Source organism: Sphingomonas degradans (genome assembly GCF_053502645.1).
The window spans coordinates 4,564,032-4,587,088 of the sequence record NZ_CP177172.1 but is presented as its reverse complement, the minus strand read 5'-3'; the positions used below and the strand labels follow the sequence as shown (position 1 = coordinate 4,587,088).

General features: G+C 67.5%; 26 protein-coding genes. 14 read left to right on the top strand and 12 right to left on the bottom strand.

Going from position 1 to position 23,057, the window contains the following annotated elements; translation table 11 throughout:
* Positions 1-90 precede the first annotated feature (90 nt).
* Complete coding sequence (locus ACG3SL_RS21035; protein WP_448663091.1) at positions 91-1,038, top strand: LysR family transcriptional regulator; 948 nt, start codon at positions 91-93, stop codon at positions 1,036-1,038.
* Here ACG3SL_RS21035 and ACG3SL_RS21030 read toward each other — a convergent pair.
* Positions 992-1,495: a DUF2306 domain-containing protein gene (locus tag ACG3SL_RS21030; RefSeq protein ID WP_448663090.1), complete on the bottom strand. Its 504-nt coding sequence runs from the start codon at positions 1,493-1,495 to the stop codon at positions 992-994. The two genes, ACG3SL_RS21035 and ACG3SL_RS21030, sit on opposite strands and share 47 nt — an antisense overlap.
* Positions 1,496-1,632: 137 nt before the next feature.
* Between ACG3SL_RS21030 and ACG3SL_RS21025 the strand changes: the two genes are divergently transcribed.
* Positions 1,633-2,442 (top strand): LytTR family DNA-binding domain-containing protein, encoded by an 810-nt coding sequence (locus ACG3SL_RS21025; RefSeq protein WP_448663089.1) that lies wholly within the window; start codon positions 1,633-1,635, stop codon positions 2,440-2,442.
* 10 nt (positions 2,443-2,452) lie between these two features.
* Here the strand turns inward: ACG3SL_RS21025 and ACG3SL_RS21020 are convergent, their stop codons facing one another.
* Entirely contained in the window at positions 2,453-2,926 is a 474-nt protein-coding gene (locus ACG3SL_RS21020; RefSeq protein WP_448663088.1) for a hypothetical protein, read from the bottom strand.
* A complete protein-coding gene (locus tag ACG3SL_RS21015) occupies positions 2,923-3,570 on the bottom strand; it encodes a histidine phosphatase family protein (RefSeq protein ID WP_448663087.1) in 648 nt (215 codons plus the stop codon). The genes ACG3SL_RS21020 and ACG3SL_RS21015 overlap by 4 nt, the downstream gene beginning before the upstream one ends.
* A 328-nt stretch (positions 3,571-3,898) precedes the next feature.
* Here ACG3SL_RS21015 and ACG3SL_RS21010 point away from each other — a divergent pair, with 328 nt between their 5' ends.
* The 3 genes from ACG3SL_RS21010 (at position 3,899) to ACG3SL_RS21000 (ending at position 6,800) form a co-directional block, all read left to right on the top strand.
* Positions 3,899-4,504 carry an outer membrane protein gene (locus tag ACG3SL_RS21010; RefSeq protein WP_448663086.1) on the top strand — a complete coding sequence of 202 codons (606 nt, stop codon included), beginning with the start codon at positions 3,899-3,901 and terminating at the stop codon, positions 4,502-4,504.
* Positions 4,505-4,653: 149 nt separating this feature from the next.
* Positions 4,654-5,766, top strand: coding sequence for a DNA polymerase III subunit beta (dnaN, locus tag ACG3SL_RS21005; RefSeq protein WP_448663085.1), 1,113 nt, complete (start codon positions 4,654-4,656; stop codon positions 5,764-5,766).
* 314 nt (positions 5,767-6,080) lie between these two features.
* A complete protein-coding gene (locus ACG3SL_RS21000; protein WP_448663084.1) occupies positions 6,081-6,800 on the top strand; it encodes a Coq4 family protein in 720 nt (239 codons plus the stop codon).
* A gap of 3 nt (positions 6,801-6,803) precedes the next feature.
* Here ACG3SL_RS21000 and ACG3SL_RS20995 read toward each other — a convergent pair whose 3' ends face one another.
* Positions 6,804-7,568 (bottom strand): hypothetical protein, encoded by a 765-nt coding sequence (locus ACG3SL_RS20995; RefSeq protein WP_448663083.1) that lies wholly within the window; start codon positions 7,566-7,568, stop codon positions 6,804-6,806.
* Between the two features lie 69 nt (positions 7,569-7,637).
* Between ACG3SL_RS20995 and recF the strand changes: the two genes are divergently transcribed.
* From recF to ACG3SL_RS20980, 3 genes are all read left to right on the top strand, one after another.
* On the top strand, positions 7,638-8,699 hold the full coding sequence (recF, locus tag ACG3SL_RS20990) for a DNA replication/repair protein RecF (protein WP_448663082.1): 1,062 nt from the start codon (positions 7,638-7,640) through the stop codon (positions 8,697-8,699).
* Between the two features lie 74 nt (positions 8,700-8,773).
* A complete protein-coding gene (gene gyrB, locus ACG3SL_RS20985) occupies positions 8,774-11,272 on the top strand; it encodes a DNA topoisomerase (ATP-hydrolyzing) subunit B (RefSeq protein WP_448663081.1) in 2,499 nt (832 codons plus the stop codon).
* A 166-nt stretch (positions 11,273-11,438) separates the two neighbouring features.
* On the top strand, positions 11,439-11,753 hold the full coding sequence (locus tag ACG3SL_RS20980; RefSeq protein ID WP_448663080.1) for a hypothetical protein: 315 nt from the start codon (positions 11,439-11,441) through the stop codon (positions 11,751-11,753).
* 64 nt (positions 11,754-11,817) lie between these two features.
* Here ACG3SL_RS20980 and ACG3SL_RS20975 read toward each other — a convergent pair whose 3' ends face one another.
* Together ACG3SL_RS20975 and ACG3SL_RS20970 are read right to left on the bottom strand one after the other, a co-directional pair.
* Positions 11,818-12,315: a Dps family protein gene (locus ACG3SL_RS20975; RefSeq protein WP_448663079.1), complete on the bottom strand. Its 498-nt coding sequence runs from the start codon at positions 12,313-12,315 to the stop codon at positions 11,818-11,820.
* A gap of 106 nt (positions 12,316-12,421) precedes the next feature.
* The gene (locus tag ACG3SL_RS20970; RefSeq protein WP_448663078.1) at positions 12,422-12,985 is read right to left on the bottom strand and encodes a TMEM165/GDT1 family protein; all 564 of its coding nucleotides are present in this window, start codon (positions 12,983-12,985) and stop codon (positions 12,422-12,424) included.
* Positions 12,986-13,158: 173 nt separating this feature from the next.
* Between ACG3SL_RS20970 and rpmG the strand changes: the two genes are divergently transcribed.
* Positions 13,159-13,326 (top strand): 50S ribosomal protein L33, encoded by a 168-nt coding sequence (rpmG, locus tag ACG3SL_RS20965; RefSeq protein ID WP_025560997.1) that lies wholly within the window; start codon positions 13,159-13,161, stop codon positions 13,324-13,326.
* Positions 13,327-13,364: 38 nt separating this feature from the next.
* Here rpmG and ACG3SL_RS20960 read toward each other — a convergent pair whose 3' ends face one another.
* Positions 13,365-13,751 carry a response regulator gene (locus ACG3SL_RS20960; protein WP_448663077.1) on the bottom strand — a complete coding sequence of 129 codons (387 nt, stop codon included), beginning with the start codon at positions 13,749-13,751 and terminating at the stop codon, positions 13,365-13,367.
* A gap of 38 nt (positions 13,752-13,789) precedes the next feature.
* Between ACG3SL_RS20960 and ACG3SL_RS20955 the strand changes: the two genes are divergently transcribed.
* From ACG3SL_RS20955 to ACG3SL_RS20940, 4 genes are all read left to right on the top strand, one after another.
* On the top strand, positions 13,790-14,068 hold the full coding sequence (locus tag ACG3SL_RS20955; RefSeq protein ID WP_448663076.1) for a DUF3572 domain-containing protein: 279 nt from the start codon (positions 13,790-13,792) through the stop codon (positions 14,066-14,068).
* Positions 14,065-14,697, top strand: a complete 633-nt coding sequence (locus tag ACG3SL_RS20950) for an HAD family hydrolase (protein ID WP_448663075.1) — start codon at positions 14,065-14,067, stop codon at positions 14,695-14,697. Before ACG3SL_RS20955 ends, ACG3SL_RS20950 begins: the two co-directional genes overlap by 4 nt.
* 31 nt (positions 14,698-14,728) lie before the next feature.
* On the top strand, positions 14,729-15,199 hold the full coding sequence (locus ACG3SL_RS20945; RefSeq protein ID WP_448663074.1) for a RidA family protein: 471 nt from the start codon (positions 14,729-14,731) through the stop codon (positions 15,197-15,199).
* Between the two features lie 283 nt (positions 15,200-15,482).
* Positions 15,483-16,286: a TorF family putative porin gene (locus ACG3SL_RS20940; RefSeq protein WP_448663073.1), complete on the top strand. Its 804-nt coding sequence runs from the start codon at positions 15,483-15,485 to the stop codon at positions 16,284-16,286.
* Positions 16,287-16,411: 125 nt separating this feature from the next.
* Here ACG3SL_RS20940 and ACG3SL_RS20935 read toward each other — a convergent pair whose 3' ends face one another.
* From ACG3SL_RS20935 to ileS, 3 genes are read right to left on the bottom strand one after another with little or no spacing between them, the layout of a single operon-like run.
* Complete coding sequence (locus ACG3SL_RS20935; RefSeq protein WP_448663072.1) at positions 16,412-16,825, bottom strand: DUF3035 domain-containing protein; 414 nt, start codon at positions 16,823-16,825, stop codon at positions 16,412-16,414.
* Positions 16,818-17,354 (bottom strand): signal peptidase II, encoded by a 537-nt coding sequence (gene lspA, locus ACG3SL_RS20930; RefSeq protein ID WP_448663071.1) that lies wholly within the window; start codon positions 17,352-17,354, stop codon positions 16,818-16,820. The genes ACG3SL_RS20935 and lspA overlap by 8 nt, the downstream gene beginning before the upstream one ends.
* Positions 17,351-20,293 carry an isoleucine--tRNA ligase gene (gene ileS, locus ACG3SL_RS20925; RefSeq protein WP_448663070.1) on the bottom strand — a complete coding sequence of 981 codons (2,943 nt, stop codon included), beginning with the start codon at positions 20,291-20,293 and terminating at the stop codon, positions 17,351-17,353. The genes lspA and ileS overlap by 4 nt, the downstream gene beginning before the upstream one ends.
* A gap of 90 nt (positions 20,294-20,383) precedes the next feature.
* On the opposite strand from ileS, the gene ACG3SL_RS20920 reads away from it, so the two are divergent.
* The gene (locus ACG3SL_RS20920) at positions 20,384-20,848 is read left to right on the top strand and encodes a tryptophan-rich sensory protein (RefSeq protein WP_448663069.1); all 465 of its coding nucleotides are present in this window, start codon (positions 20,384-20,386) and stop codon (positions 20,846-20,848) included.
* Here ACG3SL_RS20920 and ACG3SL_RS20915 read toward each other — a convergent pair.
* Positions 20,839-21,768 (bottom strand): bifunctional riboflavin kinase/FAD synthetase, encoded by a 930-nt coding sequence (locus ACG3SL_RS20915; RefSeq protein ID WP_448663068.1) that lies wholly within the window; start codon positions 21,766-21,768, stop codon positions 20,839-20,841. The genes ACG3SL_RS20920 and ACG3SL_RS20915 overlap by 10 nt on opposite strands.
* Positions 21,769-21,826: 58 nt before the next feature.
* On the bottom strand, positions 21,827-22,996 hold the full coding sequence (locus tag ACG3SL_RS20910; protein ID WP_448663067.1) for a dipeptidase: 1,170 nt from the start codon (positions 22,994-22,996) through the stop codon (positions 21,827-21,829).
* Positions 22,997-23,057 lie beyond the last annotated feature (61 nt).

The window sequence follows — 23,057 nt, the reverse complement described above, 5'->3', positions numbered from 1 at the left end:
CACGACCTCCATCACTCGATTCGACAGAGATGCGCGCGCCGGGGTTCATTTGAAATTGTCGTACTTTTCCACCTCGCCTATACAAAATATATGAGCTGGCTCGATCAAGGCGTGGACTGGGAGCGGCAGCGGGCGTTCCTTGCGGTGATGGAAGCGGGCAGCCTCTCGGCCGCCGCGCGCCTGATCGGCGTGGCCCAGCCGACGGTGCGCCGGCGCATCGAGGATCTGGAGGCGGAAACCGGCGGCCCGCTGTTCACGCGCTCGCCCAGCGGCCTGTTGCCGACCGAGCGTGCGCATCTGCTCGCCGGCCATGCCCGCGCGATGGCGCTGGCGGCGGATGCCTTTATCCGCTCGGCCTCGGCCGACGCGCATGAGATCGCCGGCACCGTGCGCATTTCGGCGAGCGAGGTCATCGCAGTGGAGGTCCTGCCCGAGATCCTCGCAGCCCTGACCTCCGAGCATCCGGCGCTCACGCTCGCGCTCAGCCCCACCAACCGCGCAGAGGACATGCTGCGGCGCGAGGCCGACCTCGCGATCCGCATGGTCGCACCGAAACAGGAGGCGCTGATCGCCCGGCGCGTCGGCGCGATCCCGCTGGGGCTGCACGCGCACCCGGGCTATCTCGCCATGCACGGCACCCCGGCCAGCCTGGCCGAGGCGCGGGCGCACCGGCTGATCGGCGTGGAAAGCGAAAACGCCGTGCTGCGCGCGATGCAGGCGCGCGGGATTCCCGTGTCGCGCGACGATTTCGGCTTTCGCACCGACCATGACCTTGCCCAGCTCGCCGCGATCCGCGCGGGTATCGGCATCGGCGTCTGCCAGGCGCCGCTGGCCGCGCGCGATGGGCTGGTGCGGCTGGCGGCGGACAGCTTTTCGTTCGACCTCGACACCTGGGTCGTCTGCCACGAAGACCTGCGCGACGTCGCCCGCGTCCGCGCGGTGTTCGACGCGCTGGTCGCGGGGCTCCAGGCCTATATCGCGGGAAGGCCGCTCACCCGAACAGCAGCGTCCCCAGCAGCCGCCCCGGAAGCAGAGTGAAGAGCGCGGCCACGGCCAGTCCCAGATAGGTCAGCGACATGGTACGCCGATGGCCGGCAATGTCGTGGCGCACCGCCTGCAGGATGCCGCGCGGGATCATCACCACGACGACGACCGACAGGATATGGATCACGCTCAGCCGCCCAGTCATGCCCACCAGCCCGAAGCTGGAAAGCGCGCCCAGCAGCATCAGCCCGGCCCATAGCCGCCCCAGCGCACGGTGCAGCGCATCGCCCTTGCGCCGCCACAGCACATAGGCGCCCAGCGGCAGCGCCGGCAGCACGGAGGCGAGATGCAGCACCAGCCACGGATCGGTCGGCGCGGCGCGGTGCGCCATCCCGGTGGCGACACCGCGCACCAGCGCGGCGAGGACTGCCACGCCGGCAACGGCGCCGATGGCGACGATGATCCGGTCGCGTTGCGAAGGGGCGGGGCGGGCGGCTATGGCAATGGGCATATGGTTCTCCTTGCCGCGCTTCCTGCCCCCTGCCCGTTTGCGCGCCAGCCCGGATGCACGAACGGCGACGGCGTTTGCGCGAACGGGGCGTGCCGCGTCGGCGCGGCCCATTCGCGAAGCATGAACGGGCAGCCGGCATGACCTCCCCGTCGCGCCTGATCCGCGAACTGGCGGTGCTGGGAATCGCCGCGCTCGTACTGGGGGCGCTGGGGCCGTTCGGTTCGTTCGCCTGGCCGCTGGGCACGCGGATCGCGCAATGGTCGCTGATGCTGTTTGCCGGCTATGCGTTCTTTCGCCCGGTGATCGCCGGAGGCAGTGCGCTAGCGGCGCAATCGGGGCTGCCGCGCGGCGCGGCGATCCTGGTCGCGTGCCTGTTCGGCGCAATACCGACGACGATCCTTGTCGCGCTCGCCTTTGGCGGCTTTCGCTGGCGGGCCGTGACGGTCGGCGATCTCGCCGCGCTCTATCCGCTGGTGCTGTTGATCGGCGGCGCGATCACGGCGGTGCAGATGCTGGCGCGGCGTGCGCGCGAGGGAAGCGACGGTGCAGCGGCGCCCCTGCCGGAGGCGCTGGCGCCCGAGCCCGCTCCCCCGACCGATTCGGCAATCGCGCCGCCCGATCCGTCGCCCGCGCGCCCGGCCTTCTTCGACCTGCTGCCGCCCGCGCTCGGCACCGACATTCGCTGCCTGGAGAATGAGGACCATTATGTCCGCGTCCACACCGCCGCCGGCAGCGCGCTGGTGCTGATTCGGATGCGCGATGCGGTGGCGCAGCTGGAGGAGGTGGCGGGCGCCCGCGTCCATCGCGGATGGTGGGTCGCCCGTACCGCCGTGGCGGGCGTGATCCGGCAGGACCGCAATGTCCGCCTCAGGCTGGTCGATGACCGCGAAGTGCCGGTGGCACGCGCCAACGTCGCCGCGCTGCGCGACGCCGGCTGGCTGGACTGACGCGCGGCGTTCAGCGCCCCGCGCAGCCGATCGCGGCCGCATCGATCGCCGTCGCCGCGCCCTTCAGCGCATAGGTGTCGGCAAAGGCGCCGCCCGCCGGGCTGACGCTTTCCACGCTCATGCTGCGCCCCGATCGCATCGCCGCGACCACGGCGGCGTCGGTGCGCGAATCGGGCGCCCAGGCGTCGAGATCGCCCGCGCGCAGCTCGAACCGCCGCTCGCCGATCGCGAGTGTCACGCGCGCGTTTGCGGCGCGCGGGCGACTGAGGCGGATGTGGAGCTGGTTGCGCACCCCGTCGCCCGGCCAGGTGGCGATGCTGGCAAAGGGCCGGGCCTGCGCGTGCCGCTCGACCGGCTCGGCAATGGCGTAGCAGCGCACCGGGCCCGAATCGCGAAACGCGCCCCAGCGATCGAACACGCCCAGCGTATCGCGCGGCCCCGCCGCCAGCAGCGCAAGCGCAAGCGCAAGCGCGGGCACGATCATGCCGGCGCGGCGCCGCGCCCGGTGCCGGTGTGCACCACCGTTTCGATCCCATCCTCGATCCGCACGATCGACCCTTGCGGCAGGTCGGGCGCGACCGGCGCGTCGAACTGCGGCAGCACGTCGCGCCCGGTCATCACGCCGCGCAGGATGCGGCTCGACATGCCGTGCATGATGACCAGCCGGTCGCCCGGATCGTCATCGGTATCCGCCAGCCACGACGACACGCGCGCCGCAATCGCATCATACCATTCGCCGCCGGGCGGGGGCCGCGAATACAGGCCATGCTCGATGTCGAGGAACCCCGGCGCCTCGTCCTGCAAATCGGCGTAATAGCGCCCGCTCCATTCGCCCATGCCGATCTCGACCAGCCGGTCGTCGGTGCGCGCCTGGTGCCAGTCCAGTTCCAGATGCTCGGCGATCACTGCCAGCGTCTGGAGCGCGCGGCCGGCGCTGGACGACCACAAGGTGATCGCCGGCTTCGGCCCCAATATCTGCCGCAGCGCCGCGCCCATCGCGTCCGCCTGGGCAAAGCCCGCGCGCGTCAACGGGGTGTGCGGATGATCGCCCTGCATCCGCCGGGCGATGTTGAACACGGTCTCGCCATGCCGGGCGATATAATCGCGGCCCTTGCGCTTGCTGGTCATGCTGCCTTCCTCTCTCTTCGCCCCGCCAAACGCAATCACCCCGTGGAGGTTCGTTTCGTTCAGGAAACGGACAGGTGCGCCACCGTACTAATACACCCAGCCTCGGGACAGGGGCTGTGTATCGATTTTCAGGGAGTGCCGATGCGAAAAGAAACGCACCCACCGGCGCGATAGGCGCCGCTGGCCCTGCATCCACAGGATGCAGATGTTGCCAAAAAACCACGCTTTTCCGTGTTTATCTGGGGTTCATGCAACGTCTGGCGATTTCGTCCAGTTATGCCCCTGCTCGTTTTTGCAACGCAGCGAGCGCGTACCAAGGAGTATATTTATGCGTACAAAGATTCTTGCCGCCGCCCTGATCGCCTCGTCGGCCATCGCCGCGCCGGCCTTCGCGCAGAGCGCCGATTCGGGCTTCACCGGCCCGCGCGCCGAAGCCGTGCTGGGCTGGGACCATGTCGGCGACGATTCGACCGCCGGCGGTTCGCGCGACGGCCTCACTTATGGCGGCCAGATCGGCTATGACGTCCAGGCGGGCAGCGCCATCCTGGGTGTCGAGGGCGAAGTGACCGGATCGACCACGCGCGATACGGCCAACAACGTGCTCGTCGCCGGCGACCGGCTGCGCGCCAAGGCGGGCCGCGACCTCTATGTCGGCGCCCGCGCCGGCTTCCTCGCCAGCCCGCAGGCGATGATCTATGTGAAGGGCGGCTACACCAATGCCCGCTTCGACACGACCTATGATTCGGCCGCGACCGGCCGCATCTCGGACCATGACAATGTCGATGGCTGGCGCGTCGGCGCGGGCACCGAGTACAAGCTCAACGACAAGGTCTATGTGAAGGCCGAATATCGCTATTCGAAGTATAACGACGACAAGGCCGGCATCGATGCGCACCGCCATCAGGTGCTGGGCGGCGTCGGCGTCCGCTTCTAATTCAGCGTCACGCCAAATTTTTGGTGTGCAGAAAAGGGTCGGGGCGCTTGCCCCGGCCCTTTTTGCCGTTAAGGGTATAGAACGGCGAACTGCCACCGGCCGCACGGCTATTGGTGGAATAAGGGCGGCGGCCCGGGGGTTTGAAAGACATGAAGGCGACGATCGAACGCGCAACTCTGTTGAGGGGCTTGAGCCACGTCCAGTCCGTGGTCGAGCGGCGCAACACGATCCCCATCCTCTCCAACGTGCTGATCGAGGCGCAAGCCGGCGGCACGATGCGGTTGATGGCGACGGATCTGGACCTCCAGATCGACGAGACGATTCCTGCGGCGGTGGACCAGCCGGGCGCGATCACCGTGTCGGCGCACACGCTGTTCGACATCGTGCGGAAACTGCCCGAGGGATCGCAGGTCGAATTGTCGGCGGCGGAGGGGCGAATCACCGTCAACGCCGGTCGTGCGAAGTTCACGCTGGCAACGCTGCCGCGCGACGATTTCCCGATGATCGCCGAGGGTGAACTGCCCGTCACGTTCGAGCTGCCGGCCGAAACGCTGAAGCAGATCATCGACAAGACGCGATTCGCGATCTCGACCGAAGAGACGCGCTACTATCTCAACGGCATCTTCCTGCACGTCACCGACGAGGCGACGCCGCTGATGCGCGCCGCCGCCACCGACGGACACCGCCTGGCGCGCGTCACGGTCGCGCTGCCCGACGGCGCGCAGTCGATGCCCGACGTCATCATCCCGCGCAAATGCGTGGCCGAGCTGCGCAAGCTGCTCGACGAAGTCGATGGCTCGGTCGGGGTATCGCTGTCCAATTCCAAGATCCGCTTCGATCTCGGCCAGGCGATCCTGACCTCGAAGCTGATCGACGGCACCTTCCCGGATTATTCGCGCGTCATCCCGACCGCGAATGACAAGATCCTCAAGATCGACCCCAAGAGCTTCATGGAGGGCGTCGACCGCGTCTCCACCATCGCCACCGAAAAGACCCGCGCGGTCAAGATGGCGCTGGATCGCGACAAGGTGATCCTGTCGGTCACCAGCCCGGAAAACGGCGCTGCAGCAGAAGAAGTCCCCGGCGACTATGCCTCGCTGCCGTTCGAAATCGGCTTCAACAGCCGCTATCTGATGGACATTCTGGGGCAGATCGAAGGCGATCTGGTCGAAGTGCATCTGGCCGACGCCGCCGCACCGACGCTGATTCGCGAGAATGACGCGTCGCCGGCGCTGTACGTTCTCATGCCGATGCGAGTCTGATTCGCGCTGCGCCGGCGCGATAGTGTCGCGTCGGCGCAATTTTCTTGCCCTCCCGGATTGCAATTCGGCAACGCGCCTGCATATCTATGCAGACTTGTGCAGCCTGCTGCGCAGGTTGCGGCCGGGCGGCGTAGCTCCCTTTTCCGCCGCCCGGCTTGCTTTTCGCACTCTGCGGCCAGGCGCCCCGCCACTGCGACTCCCTGAATCGCCCCGCTTGAAAGCGGCCGCCACCTGCGCTATTTACATTGATGTCAATTAGCAGGACCCAACCGATGGCGACTCAGGCACAACCCGTCCCGCAGCCAGGGCTTCCGATGAAGCGCGAATGGGGCACCGCCCTGTCCGCGCTGCGCAAGTTGCTCGCCAATGGCGACGATACGACGCAGGTTTTCTACATCATGCGCGCGCTGAACGGCGACGTGACGCAGCGCAATTATCGCCGGTTGCTTACCGTCCCCGGCGGCGGCACGTTGGCCTATCGCCGCCTGGAACTGGCCGAGCGCTTGTCGGATCGCAGCTGGATCGATGGTTTCGCCGAAGGGACCGTCGGCGCCACCTATCGCCACTTCCTCGATTCCACCGGCTATTCCGCGCAGGGCCTGGCCGAGATCAGCCTCGCCGAAGGCGCGTTTCTGGGCCAGCAGGTCGAGCATCCCTATGCCTGGATGGGCCGGCGCGAGCGCGACATCCACGATCTGTGGCACGTCCTTACCGGCTACAAGGCCGACGAGCATCTGGGCGAGGCGTGTCTGGTCGCCTTTTCCTATGCCCAGACCGGCGGGCTCGGCTGGGGCTTCATCGCGCTGGGCGCGGCACTCAAGAGCATCCGCGTCACGCGCCGGCTCGATTTCCTCAAGGCCGTCGTCGAGGGCTATCGCCATGGCCGCCGCGCCGCTTGGCTCCACGGCGAGGATTATGAAACGCTGTTGGCCGAGCCGCTCGACGCCGCCCGCCGCCGCCTGCGCATCGCCGAACCGCGTGCCTATCGCGTGGCGCAGGTGAGCCTGGAAGCTGCGGGACTAAGCGGGATCTGAAGGTCAGCGCGCGGTAGGCGCCAGCGGACGCGCTGGTGCACCCGGTTGCATCGCTCCGGCCGCCCGCGCCGCCTGTGCCCGCGCCCGTTCCTGCGCGATCCGGGCCTTGAGCGCCGCCTTGTCCAGCACCGTCGGCAACGCGAACAGCGTCTCGGGCAGGGGCGTCCGCTCGATCTCGGTCAGCTTCAGCGCGTCGCCGAACCGTAGCACCAGCCCCTTGTCGAGCATCTCGGCCACGCGCTTTTCCAGATTGTCGAGCCCGCCCTGCACCTGCGCCATGCCCGCCGCGCCGAACCGGGTCTGCATCGCCAATGCGCTGCCGGCATTGGCGAGTGCCGGGTCGCTGCTGATAACAGCCTCCACCGTGGTCTTGGCCGCGCCCTTGGCCGGGCGCACTTTCCACACATCGCCCTTCTGTTCGGCGACGGTCTCGGTGCCTTCCTTCACGATCGCATAGTCGGTCTGCGGCCCCAGCCCGGTCGGCTTCATCCCCGCCTCCCGCGCGAGTTCGCCGATCACCGCCACGAATTCGGGCACCTTGGCGGCATAGGCGCCGCGCGGGTCATTGAGCACGATATACTCGACGCCGCCCTTGCGGATCAGCGTCTGTTCGCGGCTGTCCACGCGCGCATCGCCATTCGCCGCCGCCTTCACCGCGATGGTGCCCCCGCCCCCGGCCAGCGTGTAGCGTGCAGTCAAGTCTTCGGGCGCTTTCGAACATCCCGCGAGCAGCAGCGCCGCTGCGGCGGTCAGGCAGAGTCGAAACATGGGGTCTCCTTTGCATCCTTCATCGGCGAAGCAGTGTTCGGCGGCAAGGTGCTGCGCTAGGGCAGATGGATGACGGTATCGCGCCTGGTCCTGACCAACTTCCGCAACCACGCGGATGCCGTGCTGGCGCCGGGCAGCGGATTCGTCGTGCTGAGCGGCGAAAACGGCGCGGGCAAGACCAATATTCTGGAGGCCGTCTCGCTGCTGGCGCCGGGGCGCGGGCTGCGCCGGGCCGCGCTGTCCGAAATGGCGCGCCAGGGCGGGCCCGGCGGCTTCGGCGTCGCCGCGACGCTGGGCGATGTCGAGATCGGCACCGGCACCCAGCCCGACGCGCCCGAGCGCCGCGTGGTGCGAATCAACGGCGCGGGCGTCGCGGCCACTGCACTGGCGGAATGGACGACGGTGCTGTGGCTGACCCCGGCGATGGACCGGCTGTTCGTCGAGGGCGCGGGCGAGCGCCGCCGCTTTCTCGACAGGCTGACGCTCGCGCTGACCCAGACCCATGCCCATCACGCCACCCGCTACGAAGCGGCGATGCGCCAGCGCAACCGGCTGCTCGCCGACGATGCGCCCGCCGATCCCGACTGGCTGGCAGCGCTGGAGGCACAGATGGCCGAGCATGGCGGCGCAATCCATGCGGCACGGGTCGAGGCAGTGACGCTGCTCGCCGACCGACTGGCGGCGCAGCCCGAGGGCGCGTTTGCCCGCGCGGGGCTGGCCCTGTCCGGCTGGGACGGCGATGCCGAATCGCTGGCGCACAGCCTGCGCGAAGGCCGCCGCCGCGACGCCGCCGCCGGGCGCACGCTGGAAGGGCCGCACCGCGCCGACCTGATCGTGACGCATCTGGGCAAGGCACAGCCCGCGCACCTCTGCTCCACCGGCGAGCAAAAGGCACTGCTGCTCGGCCTGGTGCTCGCCCATGCCGAGCTGGTCGCGGAGCGGATCGGTCGCGCGCCGATCCTGCTGCTCGACGAAGTGGCCGCGCACCTCGACCCCAGCCGCCGCGCGGCGCTGTTCGCGCGGCTTTCCGGGCGCGGCCAGGTGTGGATGACGGGGACCGAGGCGGCGCTGTTCGATGCGGTGCCGGGGGATGCGACACGCTATGCGCTCGGCGGCGGCGCGATCGGCTGAATGCCCCTCTCCCCACCCGGCCAGCCCCTGCCATTTCGCTTTCGTTCGCGCGCGCGAATCCCTATATGCTTGGCATGGCAGAAACTCCTCCGAACAATATGAACGCCTATGGCGCCGACTCGATCAAGGTGCTCAAGGGGCTCGACGCAGTCCGCAAACGTCCCGGCATGTATATCGGCGATACCGATGATGGCTCGGGCCTCCACCACATGGTGTTCGAAGTCAGCGACAATGCGATCGACGAAGCGCTGGCCGGGCATTGCGACCGGATCATCATCCAGCTGAACGCCGATGGATCGGTGTCGGTCGAGGATAACGGCCGCGGCATTCCCACGGGCATCCACAGCGAGGAAGGCGTGTCGGCAGCCGAGGTCATCATGACCCAGCTCCACGCCGGCGGTAAGTTCGAGAACACGTCCGACGACAACGCCTACAAGGTGTCCGGCGGGCTCCACGGCGTGGGCGTGTCGGTGGTCAACGCGCTGTCCGAATGGCTCGACCTGACGATCTGGCGCGACAATGAAGAACATTACATGCGCTTCGCGCACGGCGATGCCGTCGCCCCGCTCAAAGTGGTCGGCCCGGCAAACGGCAAGAAGGGCACCCGCGTGACCTTCCTCGCGAGCCCGGCGACGTTCAAGATCACCGAATATGATTTCGAGAAGCTCGAGCATCGCTATCGCGAGCTGGCCTTCCTCAATTCGGGCGTGCGCCTGTTCCTGCGCGACGCGCGGCACGAAGAGGTCAAGGAAATCGAGCTGTTCTACGAAGGCGGCATCGCCGCGTTCGTGAAGTGGCTGGATCGCAACAAGGTGCCGTTGATGCCCGATCCGGTCGCGATCTCGGGCACGCGCGACGACGTGACGATCGACGTCGCGCTCGAGTGGAACGACAGCTATTACGAAAACGTCCTCTGCTTCACCAACAACATCCCGCAGCGCGACGGCGGCACGCATCTGGCCGCGTTCCGCGCGGCGCTGACGCGGACGCTCAACAACTATGCCGACAAATCGGGCGCGCTGAAGAAGGAAAAGGTCAGCCTCACCGGCGACGACATGCGCGAGGGGCTGACCGCGATCGTCAGCGTCAAGCTGCCCGACCCCAAGTTCAGCAGCCAGACCAAGGACAAGCTGGTCTCGTCCGAAGTGCGCCAGCCGCTCGAAAGCCTGATGGCCGACAAGCTCGCCGAATGGCTCGAGGAAAACCCCGCCGTCGCGCGTCAGATCATCCAGAAGGTGATCGACGCCGCCGCCGCCCGCGAAGCCGCGAAAAAGGCGCGCGAGCTGACCCGGCGCAAGGGCGTGCTCGACATCGCCAGCCTGCCCGGCAAGCTGGCGGATTGCCAGGAACGCGATCCGGCCAAGTCCGAACTTTTCTTCGTCGAGGGTGACTCGGCCGGCGGCTCGGCCAAGCAGGGCCGCGATCGCCACTTCCAGGCGATCCTTCCCCTGCGCGGCAAGATCCTCAACGTCGAGCGCGCGCGGTTCGACCGGATGCTCGCCAGCCGCGAAATCGGCACGATCATCACTGCGCTCGGCACCGGCATCCGCGACGATTTCAACATCGAGAAGCTGCGCTACCACAAGATCGTCATCATGACCGACGCCGACGTCGACGGCGCGCATATCCGCACACTGCTGCTGACCTTCTTCTACCGCCAGATGCCCGAGATCATCACCAACGGGCACCTCTATATCGCCCAGCCGCCGCTCTATAAGGCGACCAAGGGCCGCTCCGAAGTGTATCTGAAGGACGACGCCGCGCTCGACCAGTATCTGGTCGATGCGGGCGTGGGCGGCAACATCCTGGAGACGACGAGCGGCTCGCGCAGCGGGCAGGACCTCCGCGACCTGGTCGAGCATGCCCGCCGCATGCGCACGCTGATGCGCTATGTCCCGCGCCGCTATGATCCGATGATCATCGAGGCGCTGGCGCTCGGTGCCGGGCTCGATCCGGCGGCCACGCGCGAAGCACGGATGGCCAGCCTGACCTCGGTAGTCACGCGCCTCGACGCCGCCGACAGCGAAGCACGCTGGTCGGCGCGCGTCACCGAAGATGGCGGCTATCATTTCGAGCGGCTGTGGCGCGGCGTGACCGATCATCACATCGTCGAGGCGGCGTTCCTGGTCTCCGCAGAAGCGCGCCGGCTCCACAGCCTCGCGCAAGAGCAGGCCGCCAGCTACATGACGCCGTCCAAGCTGGTGCCGTCCAAGGCAGCGGCGCTCAGCGACGTCGAGGCGGCGCTCGCCGCCGATGCCGAGGAATCGGACGAGCCGGTGACCGTAGGCAAGGGCGAGGCACTCGTATCGCGCCCCAGCCAGCTGCTCGACGCGATCCTGGCGGCGGGCCGCAAGGGGCTGGCGATCCAGCGCTACAAGGGGCTGGGCGAAATGAACGCGGAACAGCTGTGGGAAACCACGCTCGATCCGCAGAACCGCTCGATGCTCCAGGTCGAAGTCGGCCAGGCCGATGTCGCCGACGCGATCTTCACCCAGCTGATGGGCGACGTGGTGGAGCCGCGCCGCGAGTTCATCCAGGACAATGCGCTGAACGTCGCCAATCTCGACGTCTGATCGCGCGATCCGCAACAAAAAGGGCCCGGCGCGCCGCATCGCGCGCCGGGCCCTTTTTTGCGACTCCCGCGCGCGCATCGGGCTCGCGGTGCGGGCGTGCCGGCGTTATAGTCGGGTACGGCGGTACGCAGCGCGCGGCCCGCTCGCACAAAAGGATCATACCTGCATGAAGCTCGTTTTCCTGACCGCCGCAGCGCTCGCCTGCACGCCGGCCGCTGCCTTTGCCCAGACCGCGCCGGCACCGGCGCCGACCGCCCCGGTTGCGGCGGCGAAGTTCAATCTCGACACGCCGGTCGAGGCGCTGGTCGCGGATGCCAAGGCAAAGGCCGTGCTCGACGCCGACCTGCCGGGCCTGACGACCCACGAATCGTACGACATGTTCAAGTCGATGAGCCTGCGCGAGTTGCAGCCGATGTCCGGCGGCAAGCTGAGCGACGAAGTGCTCAAGAAGGTCGAAACCGACCTCGCCGCGATCAAGTAACCACGCGAAACGGGGCCGGACGCACAGGCGGCCGGCCCCGTCGTACCGTCAATCGACGTCAGGCTCAGCCCTTGCGGCTGGCCTCGAACAGGAACCAGGCGCGTTCCTCGGCCTGGTCGGTCCATTCGTCGACGATGCCGCTGGTGGCATTGTCGCCCGCCTCTTCGGACGCTTCCTTCACGACGCGGAAGCTCTCGACCAGCTTGAGATTGTCGTCGCGCAGTTCGGCGAGCATCGCCTCGGGCGTCACGAAATCCTTGTCATTGTCGCTGATCGTCTGGCGGCGCGCGATGTCGCCGATCGAGCGCAGCGTGGTGTTGCCGGTCTTGCGCACGCGCTCTGCGATCGCGTCCGTGATGCCCAGGATCTGCGTCGCCTGATCGTCGAGCATCAGGTGATAATCGCGGAAATGCGGGCCCGAGACGTGCCAGTGGAAATTCTTGGTCTTGAAATACAGCGTGTAGCAGTCCGCCAGCGCACTGTTCAGCGCGTCCGCCACGCTCTTGGTGGCGTTGCTGTTGAGGTCGGTGGGCGTCTTCAGCGCCGCTTTGGTGTCAGCCATGCTATTCCTCCGGAAAATTGGTACGTGCGCACAACGAACGGATATAGTGTCGGGTCCATCCCTCGCTAAGCGGAAATATCCCTATCCGTGATCGACTGGCTGGCACTCACACCAGCCCGACCGCGCCCAGCCCGATATAGGCTGCCGCCGCGAGCAACAGCAGGGCTATTCCAGTGCGAACAGCACCCTGTGGCAGCGCCTGCCACCCCGATTCGCCGAGCACCGCCGCGACGAATGCGACGCCAAGCGACCCGAGCGTCGCCCCGATGGCGGCGAACCACGGCAGCCCCCCGGCGGCGATGGCGAAGGTCAGGAACTGCGTCCGCTCGCCCAGCCCCAGCGCGAACACGCCGATCAAGGGCCCAGCCACCGCGCCCAGCTTCCAGCGCGCGACTCGGGCCGGTGCCTTCATCGGCCACAGCCCGGCCCCGCCGGCAAAGCCCAGCGCGAGCGCGAGCAGCAGCGATCGGGCATTGGGGGTAAGCATCGGTGCCGCGACCGAGCCGCCCACCGCCGCCAGCGCGTTGCCGGTGCCATGCGCGATTGCGGCGAGCAGCGCGACCAGCAGCGGCCGGCGATAGCGGTCCGCCAGAATCGCCGTAAGCATCGCCGGCCGGTCCCCGATCTGGGTCAGCACCGCGAGGAGAAAGGCCGGGACGATCGCTTCCATAATCCTCCCCTGCCCGGCTTCCGCTTTCGCACGCGCGCGTTAAAAGGGCGTGAACCGGGGCGAATCGTCCGTGCGCCTTGACTTTTGCGCCGAACTCGCGCACTTCCCCCGGCCTGTCAGCGGTGCGCTAGCGCGTGCCGCTCTTTCTTTTCAAGATTCAAGGGTTTCGGGTCATGGCCAAGCCGACCACTGTCAAGATCAAGCTCGTCAGCACGGCGGACACGGGTTTCTTCTACGTCACGAAGAAGAATCCGCGCACCCAGACCGAGAAGTTCTCGTTCCGCAAGTACGATCCCGTCGTGCGCAAGCACGTCGAGTTCAAGGAAGCGAAGATCAAGTAATCGCGCGTCCCCGCATTGCGGGGACCGTCTGCCGGCGCTCAGCCCTGCGGGGCGAGCGCGGCGGGTATCAGCGCGCGGACTTCATCCATGAAGCGCGCCAGCGAAATCGGCTTCGAGACATAGGCGTTCGCACCTGCCGTGCGGATGCGCTCTTCGTCGTCGCGTCCGGCATAGGCCGTGACCGCCATGATCGGAATCGCGCGCAGCCGCGAATCCAGCTTCATCTCGCGAATCAGGTCCAGCCCGCTGACATGCGGCATCTGGATGTCCATCACGACCAGGTCGGGATCGAATGCCCGCGCCCTTGCCACCGCCTCGCGCCCGTCGCGCACCGGTTCCGGCGCAAAGTCGTGCGCCCGCAACAAATCGCAGAACAGTTTCAGATTGAGTTCGTTGTCCTCGACAACGAGCACCCTTTTTGCCACGCCCGGTTACCTTGATGATGTTCGGGACTACTTAAGCGATGGCGACGCCGGAAACAAATCGCGCGATCGGCGCGGAGACGCTGGCGCTCCAGGCGCTGGTGTGGACACTGGGCGAACCTACCCGCGCGACGCGCCTGCTCGACCTGACCGGGCTCAGCCCCGATGCCTTGCGCGAACGCGCCGGCGACCCGACATTGCTGGCAGCGACGCTGGGCTTCCTCGAAAGCTATGAGCCCGATCTGATCGCCTGCGCCGACGCGATCGGTGCGACGCCTGCCCAACTCGTTGCCGCCCGCGCGGCGCTGGAGATTCGATGAAACCCCTGCTCATCACCGATTGCGACGAAGTGCTGCTGCACATGGTGCGGCATTTCGGCACCTGGCTGGGCGAGGCGCACGACATCGATTTCACCCCCAATGGCGGCGATTTCGCCACATCGATGCGCCGCCGCGCCGACCAGAGCCTGATCGAGCGCGAGACGATGTGGGCGCTGCTCGACGGCTTCTTCCCCGACCAGATGGGCCGCCAGACGCTGGTGCCGCACGCGCGCGAGGCGCTGGAGGCGCTCGCGGAACAGGCCGACATCGTCGTGCTGACCAATCTGGGCGACCATTGCCGCGCGCACCGCATCGATCAGCTGGCGACGCACGGCATCGTCCACCGCGTCGAGTGCAACCAGGGGCCGAAAGGGCCGCCGGTGGCGCGACTCGTCGAATCGATGGGCGGGCCGGTGACGGTGTTCGTCGACGACCTGGCGGTGCATCACCAGTCGGTCGCCGAACACGCGCCGGGCGTGCACCGGCTCCACATGGTCGCCGAACCCAGCCTGGCCCCGGACATTCCCCCGGCGCCGGCGGCCCATGCCCGGATCGACGACTGGCGCGAGGCACAGGCGTGGATCGCGGCGCGCTTTGCCGCCGGAACCGCCGCCGCCACCGGGGCTTGACCCCCGCGCGCGGCGGTGGTTGATCCGCCGCATGACCGACATCATCGACGCGAAGCTGGCCGAACTCGGCCTTTCCCTCCCCGAAGCCGCGGCGCCCGTCGCCGCCTATGTCCCGACGGTGGAAACCAACGGACTGCTCTATGTCTCGGGCCAGCTGCCGTTCAAGGACGGCGCGCTGATGACCGGCCGGCTGGGGCAGGATCGCGACATCGCCTATGGCCAGGACGCGGCGCAGCGCTGCGCACTGATGCTGGTGGCGCAGATCAAGAAGGCACTGGGCGGAGACCTGAGCCGCGTCGAGCGGATCGTGAAGCTGGGCGTGTTCGTCAATTCCGCCGCCGACTTCACCGACCAGGCGAAGGTCGCGAACGGCGCGTCGGAGCTGTTCCAGGCGCTGTTCGGCGACGCCGGGCGCCATGCGCGCAGCGCCGTGGGCGTGCCCGTCCTGCCGCTGGGCGCAGTGGTCGAGGCCGATCTCGTGCTCGCCATCCGGCCCGCCTGACGCGCCACAGCCCTTCGAAATACTGACCAGCCAGCGGGCGGTGCGGGAGCGATCCCGCGCCGCCCGTTGTCGTTTCGCCGCTCTGGCTCAGCAATACTATGTTGCGATGCCGCAACACATTTCCACGAATATAGGGCGGTATGCCAAAAATCTTGTGCGCTGCGGGCAGTTCCGGCAATGTTATGTTACCGAACGGACAAGCTGTGCGGACCTTTCAGGTCTGAATAGACGCGGCACCGACGGCTGCAGGTGGGGACCCTGTTTTGAATTGAAAGGGATTTCCATGCGCTTTTCGATGATCAGCCTCGGCGCGCTCATGCTCGCCTCCACCGCGCCGGCAATGGCGCAGGAAGCGGCGGAGGCACCCGCCCCCACGCCTGAAGTCACCGTCACCGGCAATTTCGGCGTGACCAGCGACTATCGCTTCCGTGGCCTCAGCCAGTCGCACGAGCATTTCGCCGGCCAGGGCACGATCAACGTCAATCACAGCTCGGGCGCCTATGTCGGCACCTGGGCGTCGACGATCGACGACGATTACTCGCTGCCCGGCTATGGCGATGCCGAAGTCGACTTGTACGCCGGCTTCACCAAGACGCTGCCGAACGGCCTCGGCTTCGACGTCGGCATGCTCTATTACTATTACGCCTTCGCACCGCAGCATCGCGCCGACGGATCGAAGAACACCACCGACTTCTTCGAGCCCTATGCCTCGGTCAACTACACCGTGGGCCCGGTCAACGTGAAGGTCGGCGGCAATTATGCGTGGAAGCAGAAGGGCCTGGCCGACGACGACAGCCTGTACCTGTACAGCAACGTCGCCGTGACCGTGCCCAAGTCGCCGATCCCGCTCAAGCTGCTCGGCCATGTCGGCCGCTCGGCCGGCGCGCTCGGCAAGTTCAACCTGAATGCGGCGGACGAGAATTATCTCGACTGGTCGCTGGGCGCGGAGACCTCGTTCAAGGGCTTCACGCTGGGCGTGTCCTATGTCGACACCGACATCACCAACCAGCGCATCGCCGGCGATCGCTTCAGCAACACCAAGGGCGCGGACAGCACCGTGCTGGGCTATCTGACCTACGCCTTCTGATCCCTGTCGCCGGCGGGTCGCCCCCGCCGGCACGGCAAAGAAAAACCCCGGCCTGCGCAATGCGGGCCGGGGTTTTTCTTTTGTCTCCAAGGGGGCCGGAGGCGCGGACGCCCCGGCCCTTGGGCTTATTTGGGCGTGCTCGCGCGCGCGTCCTTGCCGTCGCCTTCCGGGGCGGCGACGATGTCGCGCGTGGTCGATCCCTTGTCGACGACGTTGGTGCCCGGGCTGCCCGCCGTGGTGCGCGCGGCGGGATCGGCAGCGGTGCGACCGGCAGCGTCGAGCGCGGCGTTCTCCGACGGGCTACGCGCGGCCGATCCGCCGAACAGCGCGTCCAGGCCCTGATTCGCGGCCGACGTGTCCTGCGGACGCGGCGCGCCCGGCTGCGGCGGGACCAGCGCGAAATCGGGCGGGATCACCAGCGGCGCGGCGCGGGCAACGGCGAATTCGTCCGGGCGCGCCCGGTCATAGCCGCGCTTGCCGCAGGCGGAGAGCGAGCCGACGAGCGCGATGCCCGCAGCGAGGGTGATCAGCTTACGCATTGACTTCATTCTCCAGAGGGGCCGGCTTGGCGTCGGACTTCGCCGGCGTCTTATCGCGCACGAACAGGGCGCGGATCAACAGGATCAGCACGCCGAAGGTAATCGCCGCATCGGCGACGTTGAAGACCAGGAACGGGCGCCACGTCCCGAAATGCAGGTCGGCGAAATCGACGACATAGCCCAGCCGGGTGCGGTCCAGGATGTTGCCGATCGCCCCGCCGAGCACGAGGCCCAGCGCCAGCACGTCGGGGAGCTTGCGCTCCTTCAGCATCCACCACAGCACGCCCACGGCGATGCCGGCGGTCAGCAGCACCAGCAGCCAGCGGGTGGCATCGCTATTGGCCTGCAACAGCCCCAGCGAGACGCCGACATTCTTGACGAAGCGCAGGTCGAAGATCGGCAGGATCGTCATCGACGCATCCTGCACGTTCAGCCCCAGCGGGCCGGTGACGTAATATTTGGTGCCCTGATCCAGCAGGAACACCAGCAGGGCCACCAGCAGGCCCGTCATCCGCGTCGTCATGTTCATGCGCCCACCACCTTCGTGCAGCGGTCGCATAGCGCGCCGTCCTGTGCAACTTCGGGAAGATGGCGCCAGCACCGGCCGCATTTATGGCGCTGGGTGGGCACGACCGTGACCGATTCGCCCTGCGTCACCTTCGATACGATGAACAATTCGGTCAGCTCCGCGGCGGCCATCGGCAGCGTGGGCACCGTGATTTCGGCCTCCAGGCTGGAGCGCACCGTCTTTTCGCGGCGATAGGGTTCGATCGCCTCGGTCACGGTCTGGCGCAGCGCGCGGACCTCGGCCCAGTCGCTCGCAACCGTAGCGCCCTCGGGCAGCACCGGCCATTCCAGCATGTGGACCGACTCGTCCTCGCTCGGGAAGCGCGCCTGCCACACTTCCTCTGCAGTGAAGGCCAGGATCGGCGCGGCATAGCGGACCAGCGCGTGGAACAGCACGTCCAGCACGGTGCGATAGGCGCGCCGCTTGGGATCGGTCGCGGCGTCGCAGTACAGGCAGTCCTTGCGGATATCGAAGAAGAAGGCCGACAGGTCCTCGTTAGCGAAATCGGTCAGCGCGCGGCTGTAGCGGTTGAACTCGAACGCCTCCGCCGCATCGCGCAGCTCGGCATCGAGCGCCGCCAGCTTATGGAGGATATAGCGCTCCAGCTCGGGCATCTCCGCCACGGGCAGCCGCTCGCTCTCCGCAAACCCGTCGAGCGCGCCGAGCAGGTAGCGGAAGGTGTTGCGCAGCTTGCGGTACGTGTCGCCGGTGCCCGCCAGCACTTCCTTGCCGATGCGGACGTCGTCGAAATAGTCGGTCTGCGCGACCCACAGGCGCAGGATGTCCGCGCCGCTCTCGCCGATGATCTTGAGCGGATCGACGACGTTGCCGAGCGACTTGGACATTTTCTTGCCCTGGCCGTCGAGCGCGAAGCCATGCGTCAGCACCGCGTCATAGGGCGCCCGGCCGCGCGTGCCGACCGATTCGAGCAGCGACGACTGGAACCAGCCGCGATGCTGGTCCGACCCTTCGAGGTACAGGTTCGCGCGGACGCCCTCACCATAGCGCGCCTCGATCACGAAGCTGTGCGTCGAGCCGCTGTCGAACCACACGTCGAGAATGTCGGTGATGACCTCATAATCGGCGAGCTTGTAGTCGGGGCCGAGCAGCGCCTGATGGTCCGCCTGGAACCATGCATCGGCGCCCCCGGCGCGGAAAGCGTCGAGAATGCGCGCGTTGACCGCGGGGTCCGCCAGATACTCGCCGGTGGCGCGGTTCACATACAGCGCGATCGGCACGCCCCAGGCGCGCTGGCGGCTGATGACCCAGTCCGGGCGGCCCTCCACCATCGAACGGATGCGGTTGATCGAACGCTCGGGCACCCAGCGGGTATGCTCGATCGCGTCGACCGCGAGTTGGCGGAGCGTTGCGCCATTCGAATGGGCAAGCCCCTCCCCTTCAGGGGAGGGGTTGGGGTGGGGCAGTGTCTCACCGAGACCAACCTCTGGTCTGGAATCCCTCCACCCCAACCCCTCCTCCGAGGAGGAGGGGCTAGAGGAAGGCTTATCCATCGGGATGAACCATTGCGGCGTCGCGCGAAAGATGATCTTCGCCTTGGACCGCCAGCTGTGCGGATAGCTGTGGTGGAAGTCGTCCGAGGCGGCGAGCAGCGCGCCGGCGGCGCGCAAGTCCGAACAGATCGGGCCTTCGGCGCTGGTGAACTTCTTGTTGATGACGCTGCCCTGGCCGCCCAGCCACGCCCAGTCGGCGCGGTACATGCCGGCGCCATCGACCGCGAACACGGGGTCGATGCCGTACTGTTTGCACAGCAGGAAGTCGTCCTCGCCATGATCCGGCGCCATGTGGACAAGGCCGGTACCCGCATCGGTGGTGACGAAGTCGCCCGGCAGGAACGGCCGCGGCTTGGCGAAGAACGCAAGCGCGGCCTCGCTCACCCCTCCGTCACCCCGGCCTTCGCCGGGGTGACGGAGGAAGTTGTAGATCGGGTGACGGGCAGTGGCACCGGCGAGCTGGGAACCGGAGAAGTAGCTGCCCGACAGCCTATCGAAATCGATCTCATCGACACCGACGCGCTGAACCCGCGCGCGGAACGCCTCAACAAGATCCTTTGCTACGACAAAATCGCGATCACCGATGGTGACGACGGTGTAAATCACCTCCGGCCCATAGGCCAAAGCCTGGTTCACCGGGATCGTCCACGGCGTGGTCGTCCAGATCACCGCATAGGCGCCCTTCAGCTCCGGCGCGTTCGGTGCATCCAGGATCTCGAACGCCACGTCGATCTGGGTCGACACGATGTCCTCATATTCGACCTCGGCCTCGGCCAGCGCGGTCTTTTCGACCGGCGACCACATCACCGGCTTGGCGCCGCGATAGAGCTGGCCGCTCTCGGCGAACTTGAGCAGCTCGCCCGCGATCCGCGCCTCGGCGTCGAACTTCATGGTGAGGTACGGGTCTTCCCAATCGCCTATCACGCCCAGCCGCTCGAACTGGCCCCGCTGCACCGCCACCCATTTTTCCGCATAGGCGCGGCATTCGGCGCGGAAGGCGACGGGGTCGACTTCGTCCTTGTTGAGCTTCTTGGCGCGGTACGCTTCCTCGACCTTCCATTCGATCGGCAGGCCGTGGCAGTCCCAGCCGGGGACATAGGGCGCGTCCTTGCCCATCAGGGTCTGGCTGCGGACGATGATGTCCTTCAGCACCTTGTTCATCGCATGGCCCATGTGAATGTCGCCATTCGCATAGGGGGGGCCATCGTGCAGGATGAAGCGTTCGCGGCCCGCACGCTGCGCCCGCAGTTTGTCGTACAGCCCGATCTTCGCCCAGCGCTCGAGGATCGCCGGCTCCTTGGCGGCGAGCCCTGCTTTCATGGGGAAATCGGTCTTCGGCAGGAAGACGGTGTCGCGCCAGTCGCGCGTGCTGTCGGTTTGATCGCTCATGAGTGGGCCGCAATTAGAGTAGACAGGGCTATATTCAAAGCCCCCGCTGCGATTCGCACGGCACGAGGCCGAAATCGGAGAGGACCGTCGATGGACCACGCCACCGCAGAAGCGCCGCCACGTGCCATTGCGCTGAACATCGCGCTGTTCGTCGGGGCCGCGCTGATCGGCAACGGGCTGATCTTCGCCACCGGATCGGGCAATAGCCCGCCCCCGCCGGGCGCCGAGGGATTGTTGCCGCCTGGCCCCGTCGTGGGGGCGGTGTGGCTGGTGCAATTCGCATTGATGGGGCTGTCGCGGGCCTGGCTGGTCGCGGATGCCCCACGCGATCGCCGCCGCTGGCTGCCCGTGGCGATCGCCCTGCTCTGCCTCGCCTTTCCGCTCTACACCAGCGGGCTGTCAGACCCCGCAGCGGGCGCGATCGGGACGCTGGCGACGTTGGTGGTGACGGTGGCGGCGATGCTGGCGATCGGCGCGCGTTCGGCGCGTGCGGCCTGGGCGCTGGTGCCGCTGGCGTGCTGGCTCGGCTATGTCGCGGCGGTCTATTACCGCTGAGCGAGCAGGCTCCGCGCCCGTGCGGCGTCCGCATCCATCTGGACGATCAGCGCGTCGAGGCTGTCGAACTTCGCCTCGGGACGCAGATAGTCGAGCAGCGCAATCTCGATCGTCTGGCCATAAAGGTCGCCCGAAAAGTCGAAGAAATGCGTCTCCAGCAGTTCCTCGGGCACTTCGATCACCGGGCGGATGCCCAGATTGGCGACGCCGTCGATCACCCGGCCGTCCGCCATCCGCCCGCGCACGACATAGACGCCGTATGCCGCGCGCAGATAGTTGTTCAGCACCATGTTGGCGGTGGGATAGCCCAGCTGCCGCCCCAGCTTGGCCCCGCCGGTCACCACGCCCTGGATCGCGAACGGGCGCGTCAGCAACGTGGCAGCCTCACGCGGGCGGGCGGCGCGCAGATGCTCGCGGATGCGGCTGGATGACACGATCTGTCCGTCCAGCGTCACCGGCGCGACGACATCGGCGGAAAAGCCCAGCGTCTGGCCCAGCGCGGCCAGCGTCGCCACATCGCCCTCGCGCCCCTTGCCAAAGGTGAAGTCGGTGCCGCTCACCACCCCGCCCGCGCCGATCCGCTCGACCAGATGCTCCTCGGCAAAGCCGCGTGCGCCCAGCGCCGCCATCGCCGCGTCGAAATGGAACACCAGCATCGCATCGGCCCCGGCCTCGGCGAACAACCGCTCGCGCTGGTCCAGCGTGGTCAGGCGGAACGGTTCGGCATCGGGCTGGAAATAGCGGCGAGGGTGCGGATCGAACGTGGCGATGATCGCCGGGCGCCCCTCGGCCCGGGCGCGCTCGATCGCGCGGCCCGCCACGGCCTGGTGCCCCAGGTGAAACCCATCGAAATTGCCCAGCGCGACGATCGCGCCGCGAAGCCGCGCCGGAACCGCCGAGCCGCTGTCCAGCCGCTCCATACCGAACCGGCTATAGGGCGCACATCGGCGGGCCGAAACCCCTTTGTGGCCCTTGTTTTTACGGGCGCGGCGCGATCCCGGCGTGCAGGACGCGCAGCACGTTGCCGCCCATCACCTTGGCGATCTGTTCGGGGGTGAAGCCGCGATCGACCAGCGCCTGCGTCACGGCGACCAGTCCCGCGCTGTCGAACCCGGTGGTCACGGCGCCATCGAAGTCGGAGCCCAGCCCGACATGGTCGATCCCCACCAGATCGCGGACATGCGCGATGGCGCGAGCGACTGCGGCGGGATCGGTCGAGCACACCGCCCCGTCCCAGTAACCGATGCCCACCACCCCGCCGGTGCGCGCCACGCCGCGCACTTCGTCGTCGGTCAGGTTGCGATTGACCTTGCACGTCGCCTGCACCCCGCCATGGCTGGAGACGACCGGGCGCCTCGCCATGCGGAGGATGTCGGCAACCGACTGGTGGCTCGAATGCGCGATGTCGACCACCATCCCCAGCGCCTCCATCCGCCGCACCGCCTGCGCGCCCATCCGCGTCAGCCCGCCCTTGTGCAGGCCATGCATCGACCCGGCGACGTCATTGTCGAAGAAATGCGCCAGCCCCGCCATGCGAAAACCGGCGGCGTAGAGCGTCTCGAGATTGGAGAGCCGCCCCTCCAGATCCTGTAGCCCCTCGATCGACAACATGCCCCCGACCACCTTCGCACCGCGCGCGCGATCGGCGAGCAGCCGGTCGAGATCGGCAGGGGTGCGGATCACGCGCAGCTGCCCGCCCGAGTCGGCGGCAGCGCGCTCCAACTTCTGCGCGTGCCACAGCGATCGCTGGAGCAACGATGTCCAGGTGCGCGGCGGCTGGAGCTGGGCGATCGTCAGCAGCGTGATGTTGTCGGTATCGGCGCCATTGGCGTCGTAATTCTGGTGCTTGGGCGTCTTGGTGACCGAGGAAAAGACCTGGAGCGCCACATTGCCCTCGATCAGCCGGGGCAGGTCCACTTGCCCCCGCGTCGCGCGCGTCAACAGGCTGCGGCGCCACATCAGCGTGTCGGCATGCATGTCGGCGATGGCGAGCCGGGCGTGGAGTGCGCGCGTCTGGGCGGTGACGGCGGGCTGCGTGGTGGGCACCACCACGTTCATCCCCCGCTCGACCAGCGCGGGGGCGATTCCGAAAAAGCCGATCGCGACCAGCACCACCAGTGCCGCCACGCCCCACAGCAACTTGCGCATCCGCCCACTCTCCCCCAGCCGCTCGTTAACCGAGCCTGTGTCTGGCGGCGATCCTATGCCG

What these genes read in the sequence shown, in the direction of transcription:
- ACG3SL_RS21035 (WP_448663091.1), top strand. Translation starts at nt 91, where the DNA reads ATGAGCTGGCTCGATCAAGGCGTGGACTGGGAGCGGCAGCGGGCGTTC.
- ACG3SL_RS21030 (WP_448663090.1), bottom strand. Translation starts at nt 1,495, where the DNA reads ATGCCCATTGCCATAGCCGCCCGCCCCGCCCCTTCGCAACGCGACCGG.
- ACG3SL_RS21025 (WP_448663089.1), top strand. Translation starts at nt 1,633, where the DNA reads ATGACCTCCCCGTCGCGCCTGATCCGCGAACTGGCGGTGCTGGGAATC.
- ACG3SL_RS21020 (WP_448663088.1), bottom strand. Translation starts at nt 2,926, where the DNA reads ATGATCGTGCCCGCGCTTGCGCTTGCGCTTGCGCTGCTGGCGGCGGGG.
- ACG3SL_RS21015 (WP_448663087.1), bottom strand. Translation starts at nt 3,570, where the DNA reads ATGACCAGCAAGCGCAAGGGCCGCGATTATATCGCCCGGCATGGCGAG.
- ACG3SL_RS21010 (WP_448663086.1), top strand. Translation starts at nt 3,899, where the DNA reads ATGCGTACAAAGATTCTTGCCGCCGCCCTGATCGCCTCGTCGGCCATC.
- dnaN (WP_448663085.1), top strand. Translation starts at nt 4,654, where the DNA reads ATGAAGGCGACGATCGAACGCGCAACTCTGTTGAGGGGCTTGAGCCAC.
- ACG3SL_RS21000 (WP_448663084.1), top strand. Translation starts at nt 6,081, where the DNA reads ATGAAGCGCGAATGGGGCACCGCCCTGTCCGCGCTGCGCAAGTTGCTC.
- ACG3SL_RS20995 (WP_448663083.1), bottom strand. Translation starts at nt 7,568, where the DNA reads ATGTTTCGACTCTGCCTGACCGCCGCAGCGGCGCTGCTGCTCGCGGGA.
- recF (WP_448663082.1), top strand. Translation starts at nt 7,638, where the DNA reads ATGACGGTATCGCGCCTGGTCCTGACCAACTTCCGCAACCACGCGGAT.
- gyrB (WP_448663081.1), top strand. Translation starts at nt 8,774, where the DNA reads ATGGCAGAAACTCCTCCGAACAATATGAACGCCTATGGCGCCGACTCG.
- ACG3SL_RS20980 (WP_448663080.1), top strand. Translation starts at nt 11,439, where the DNA reads ATGAAGCTCGTTTTCCTGACCGCCGCAGCGCTCGCCTGCACGCCGGCC.
- ACG3SL_RS20975 (WP_448663079.1), bottom strand. Translation starts at nt 12,315, where the DNA reads ATGGCTGACACCAAAGCGGCGCTGAAGACGCCCACCGACCTCAACAGC.
- ACG3SL_RS20970 (WP_448663078.1), bottom strand. Translation starts at nt 12,985, where the DNA reads ATGGAAGCGATCGTCCCGGCCTTTCTCCTCGCGGTGCTGACCCAGATC.
- rpmG (WP_025560997.1), top strand. Translation starts at nt 13,159, where the DNA reads ATGGCCAAGCCGACCACTGTCAAGATCAAGCTCGTCAGCACGGCGGAC.
- ACG3SL_RS20955 (WP_448663076.1), top strand. Translation starts at nt 13,790, where the DNA reads ATGGCGACGCCGGAAACAAATCGCGCGATCGGCGCGGAGACGCTGGCG.
- ACG3SL_RS20950 (WP_448663075.1), top strand. Translation starts at nt 14,065, where the DNA reads ATGAAACCCCTGCTCATCACCGATTGCGACGAAGTGCTGCTGCACATG.
- ACG3SL_RS20945 (WP_448663074.1), top strand. Translation starts at nt 14,729, where the DNA reads ATGACCGACATCATCGACGCGAAGCTGGCCGAACTCGGCCTTTCCCTC.
- ACG3SL_RS20940 (WP_448663073.1), top strand. Translation starts at nt 15,483, where the DNA reads ATGCGCTTTTCGATGATCAGCCTCGGCGCGCTCATGCTCGCCTCCACC.
- ACG3SL_RS20935 (WP_448663072.1), bottom strand. Translation starts at nt 16,825, where the DNA reads ATGCGTAAGCTGATCACCCTCGCTGCGGGCATCGCGCTCGTCGGCTCG.
- lspA (WP_448663071.1), bottom strand. Translation starts at nt 17,354, where the DNA reads ATGAACATGACGACGCGGATGACGGGCCTGCTGGTGGCCCTGCTGGTG.
- ileS (WP_448663070.1), bottom strand. Translation starts at nt 20,293, where the DNA reads ATGAGCGATCAAACCGACAGCACGCGCGACTGGCGCGACACCGTCTTC.
- ACG3SL_RS20920 (WP_448663069.1), top strand. Translation starts at nt 20,384, where the DNA reads ATGGACCACGCCACCGCAGAAGCGCCGCCACGTGCCATTGCGCTGAAC.
- ACG3SL_RS20915 (WP_448663068.1), bottom strand. Translation starts at nt 21,768, where the DNA reads ATGGAGCGGCTGGACAGCGGCTCGGCGGTTCCGGCGCGGCTTCGCGGC.
- ACG3SL_RS20910 (WP_448663067.1), bottom strand. Translation starts at nt 22,996, where the DNA reads ATGCGCAAGTTGCTGTGGGGCGTGGCGGCACTGGTGGTGCTGGTCGCG.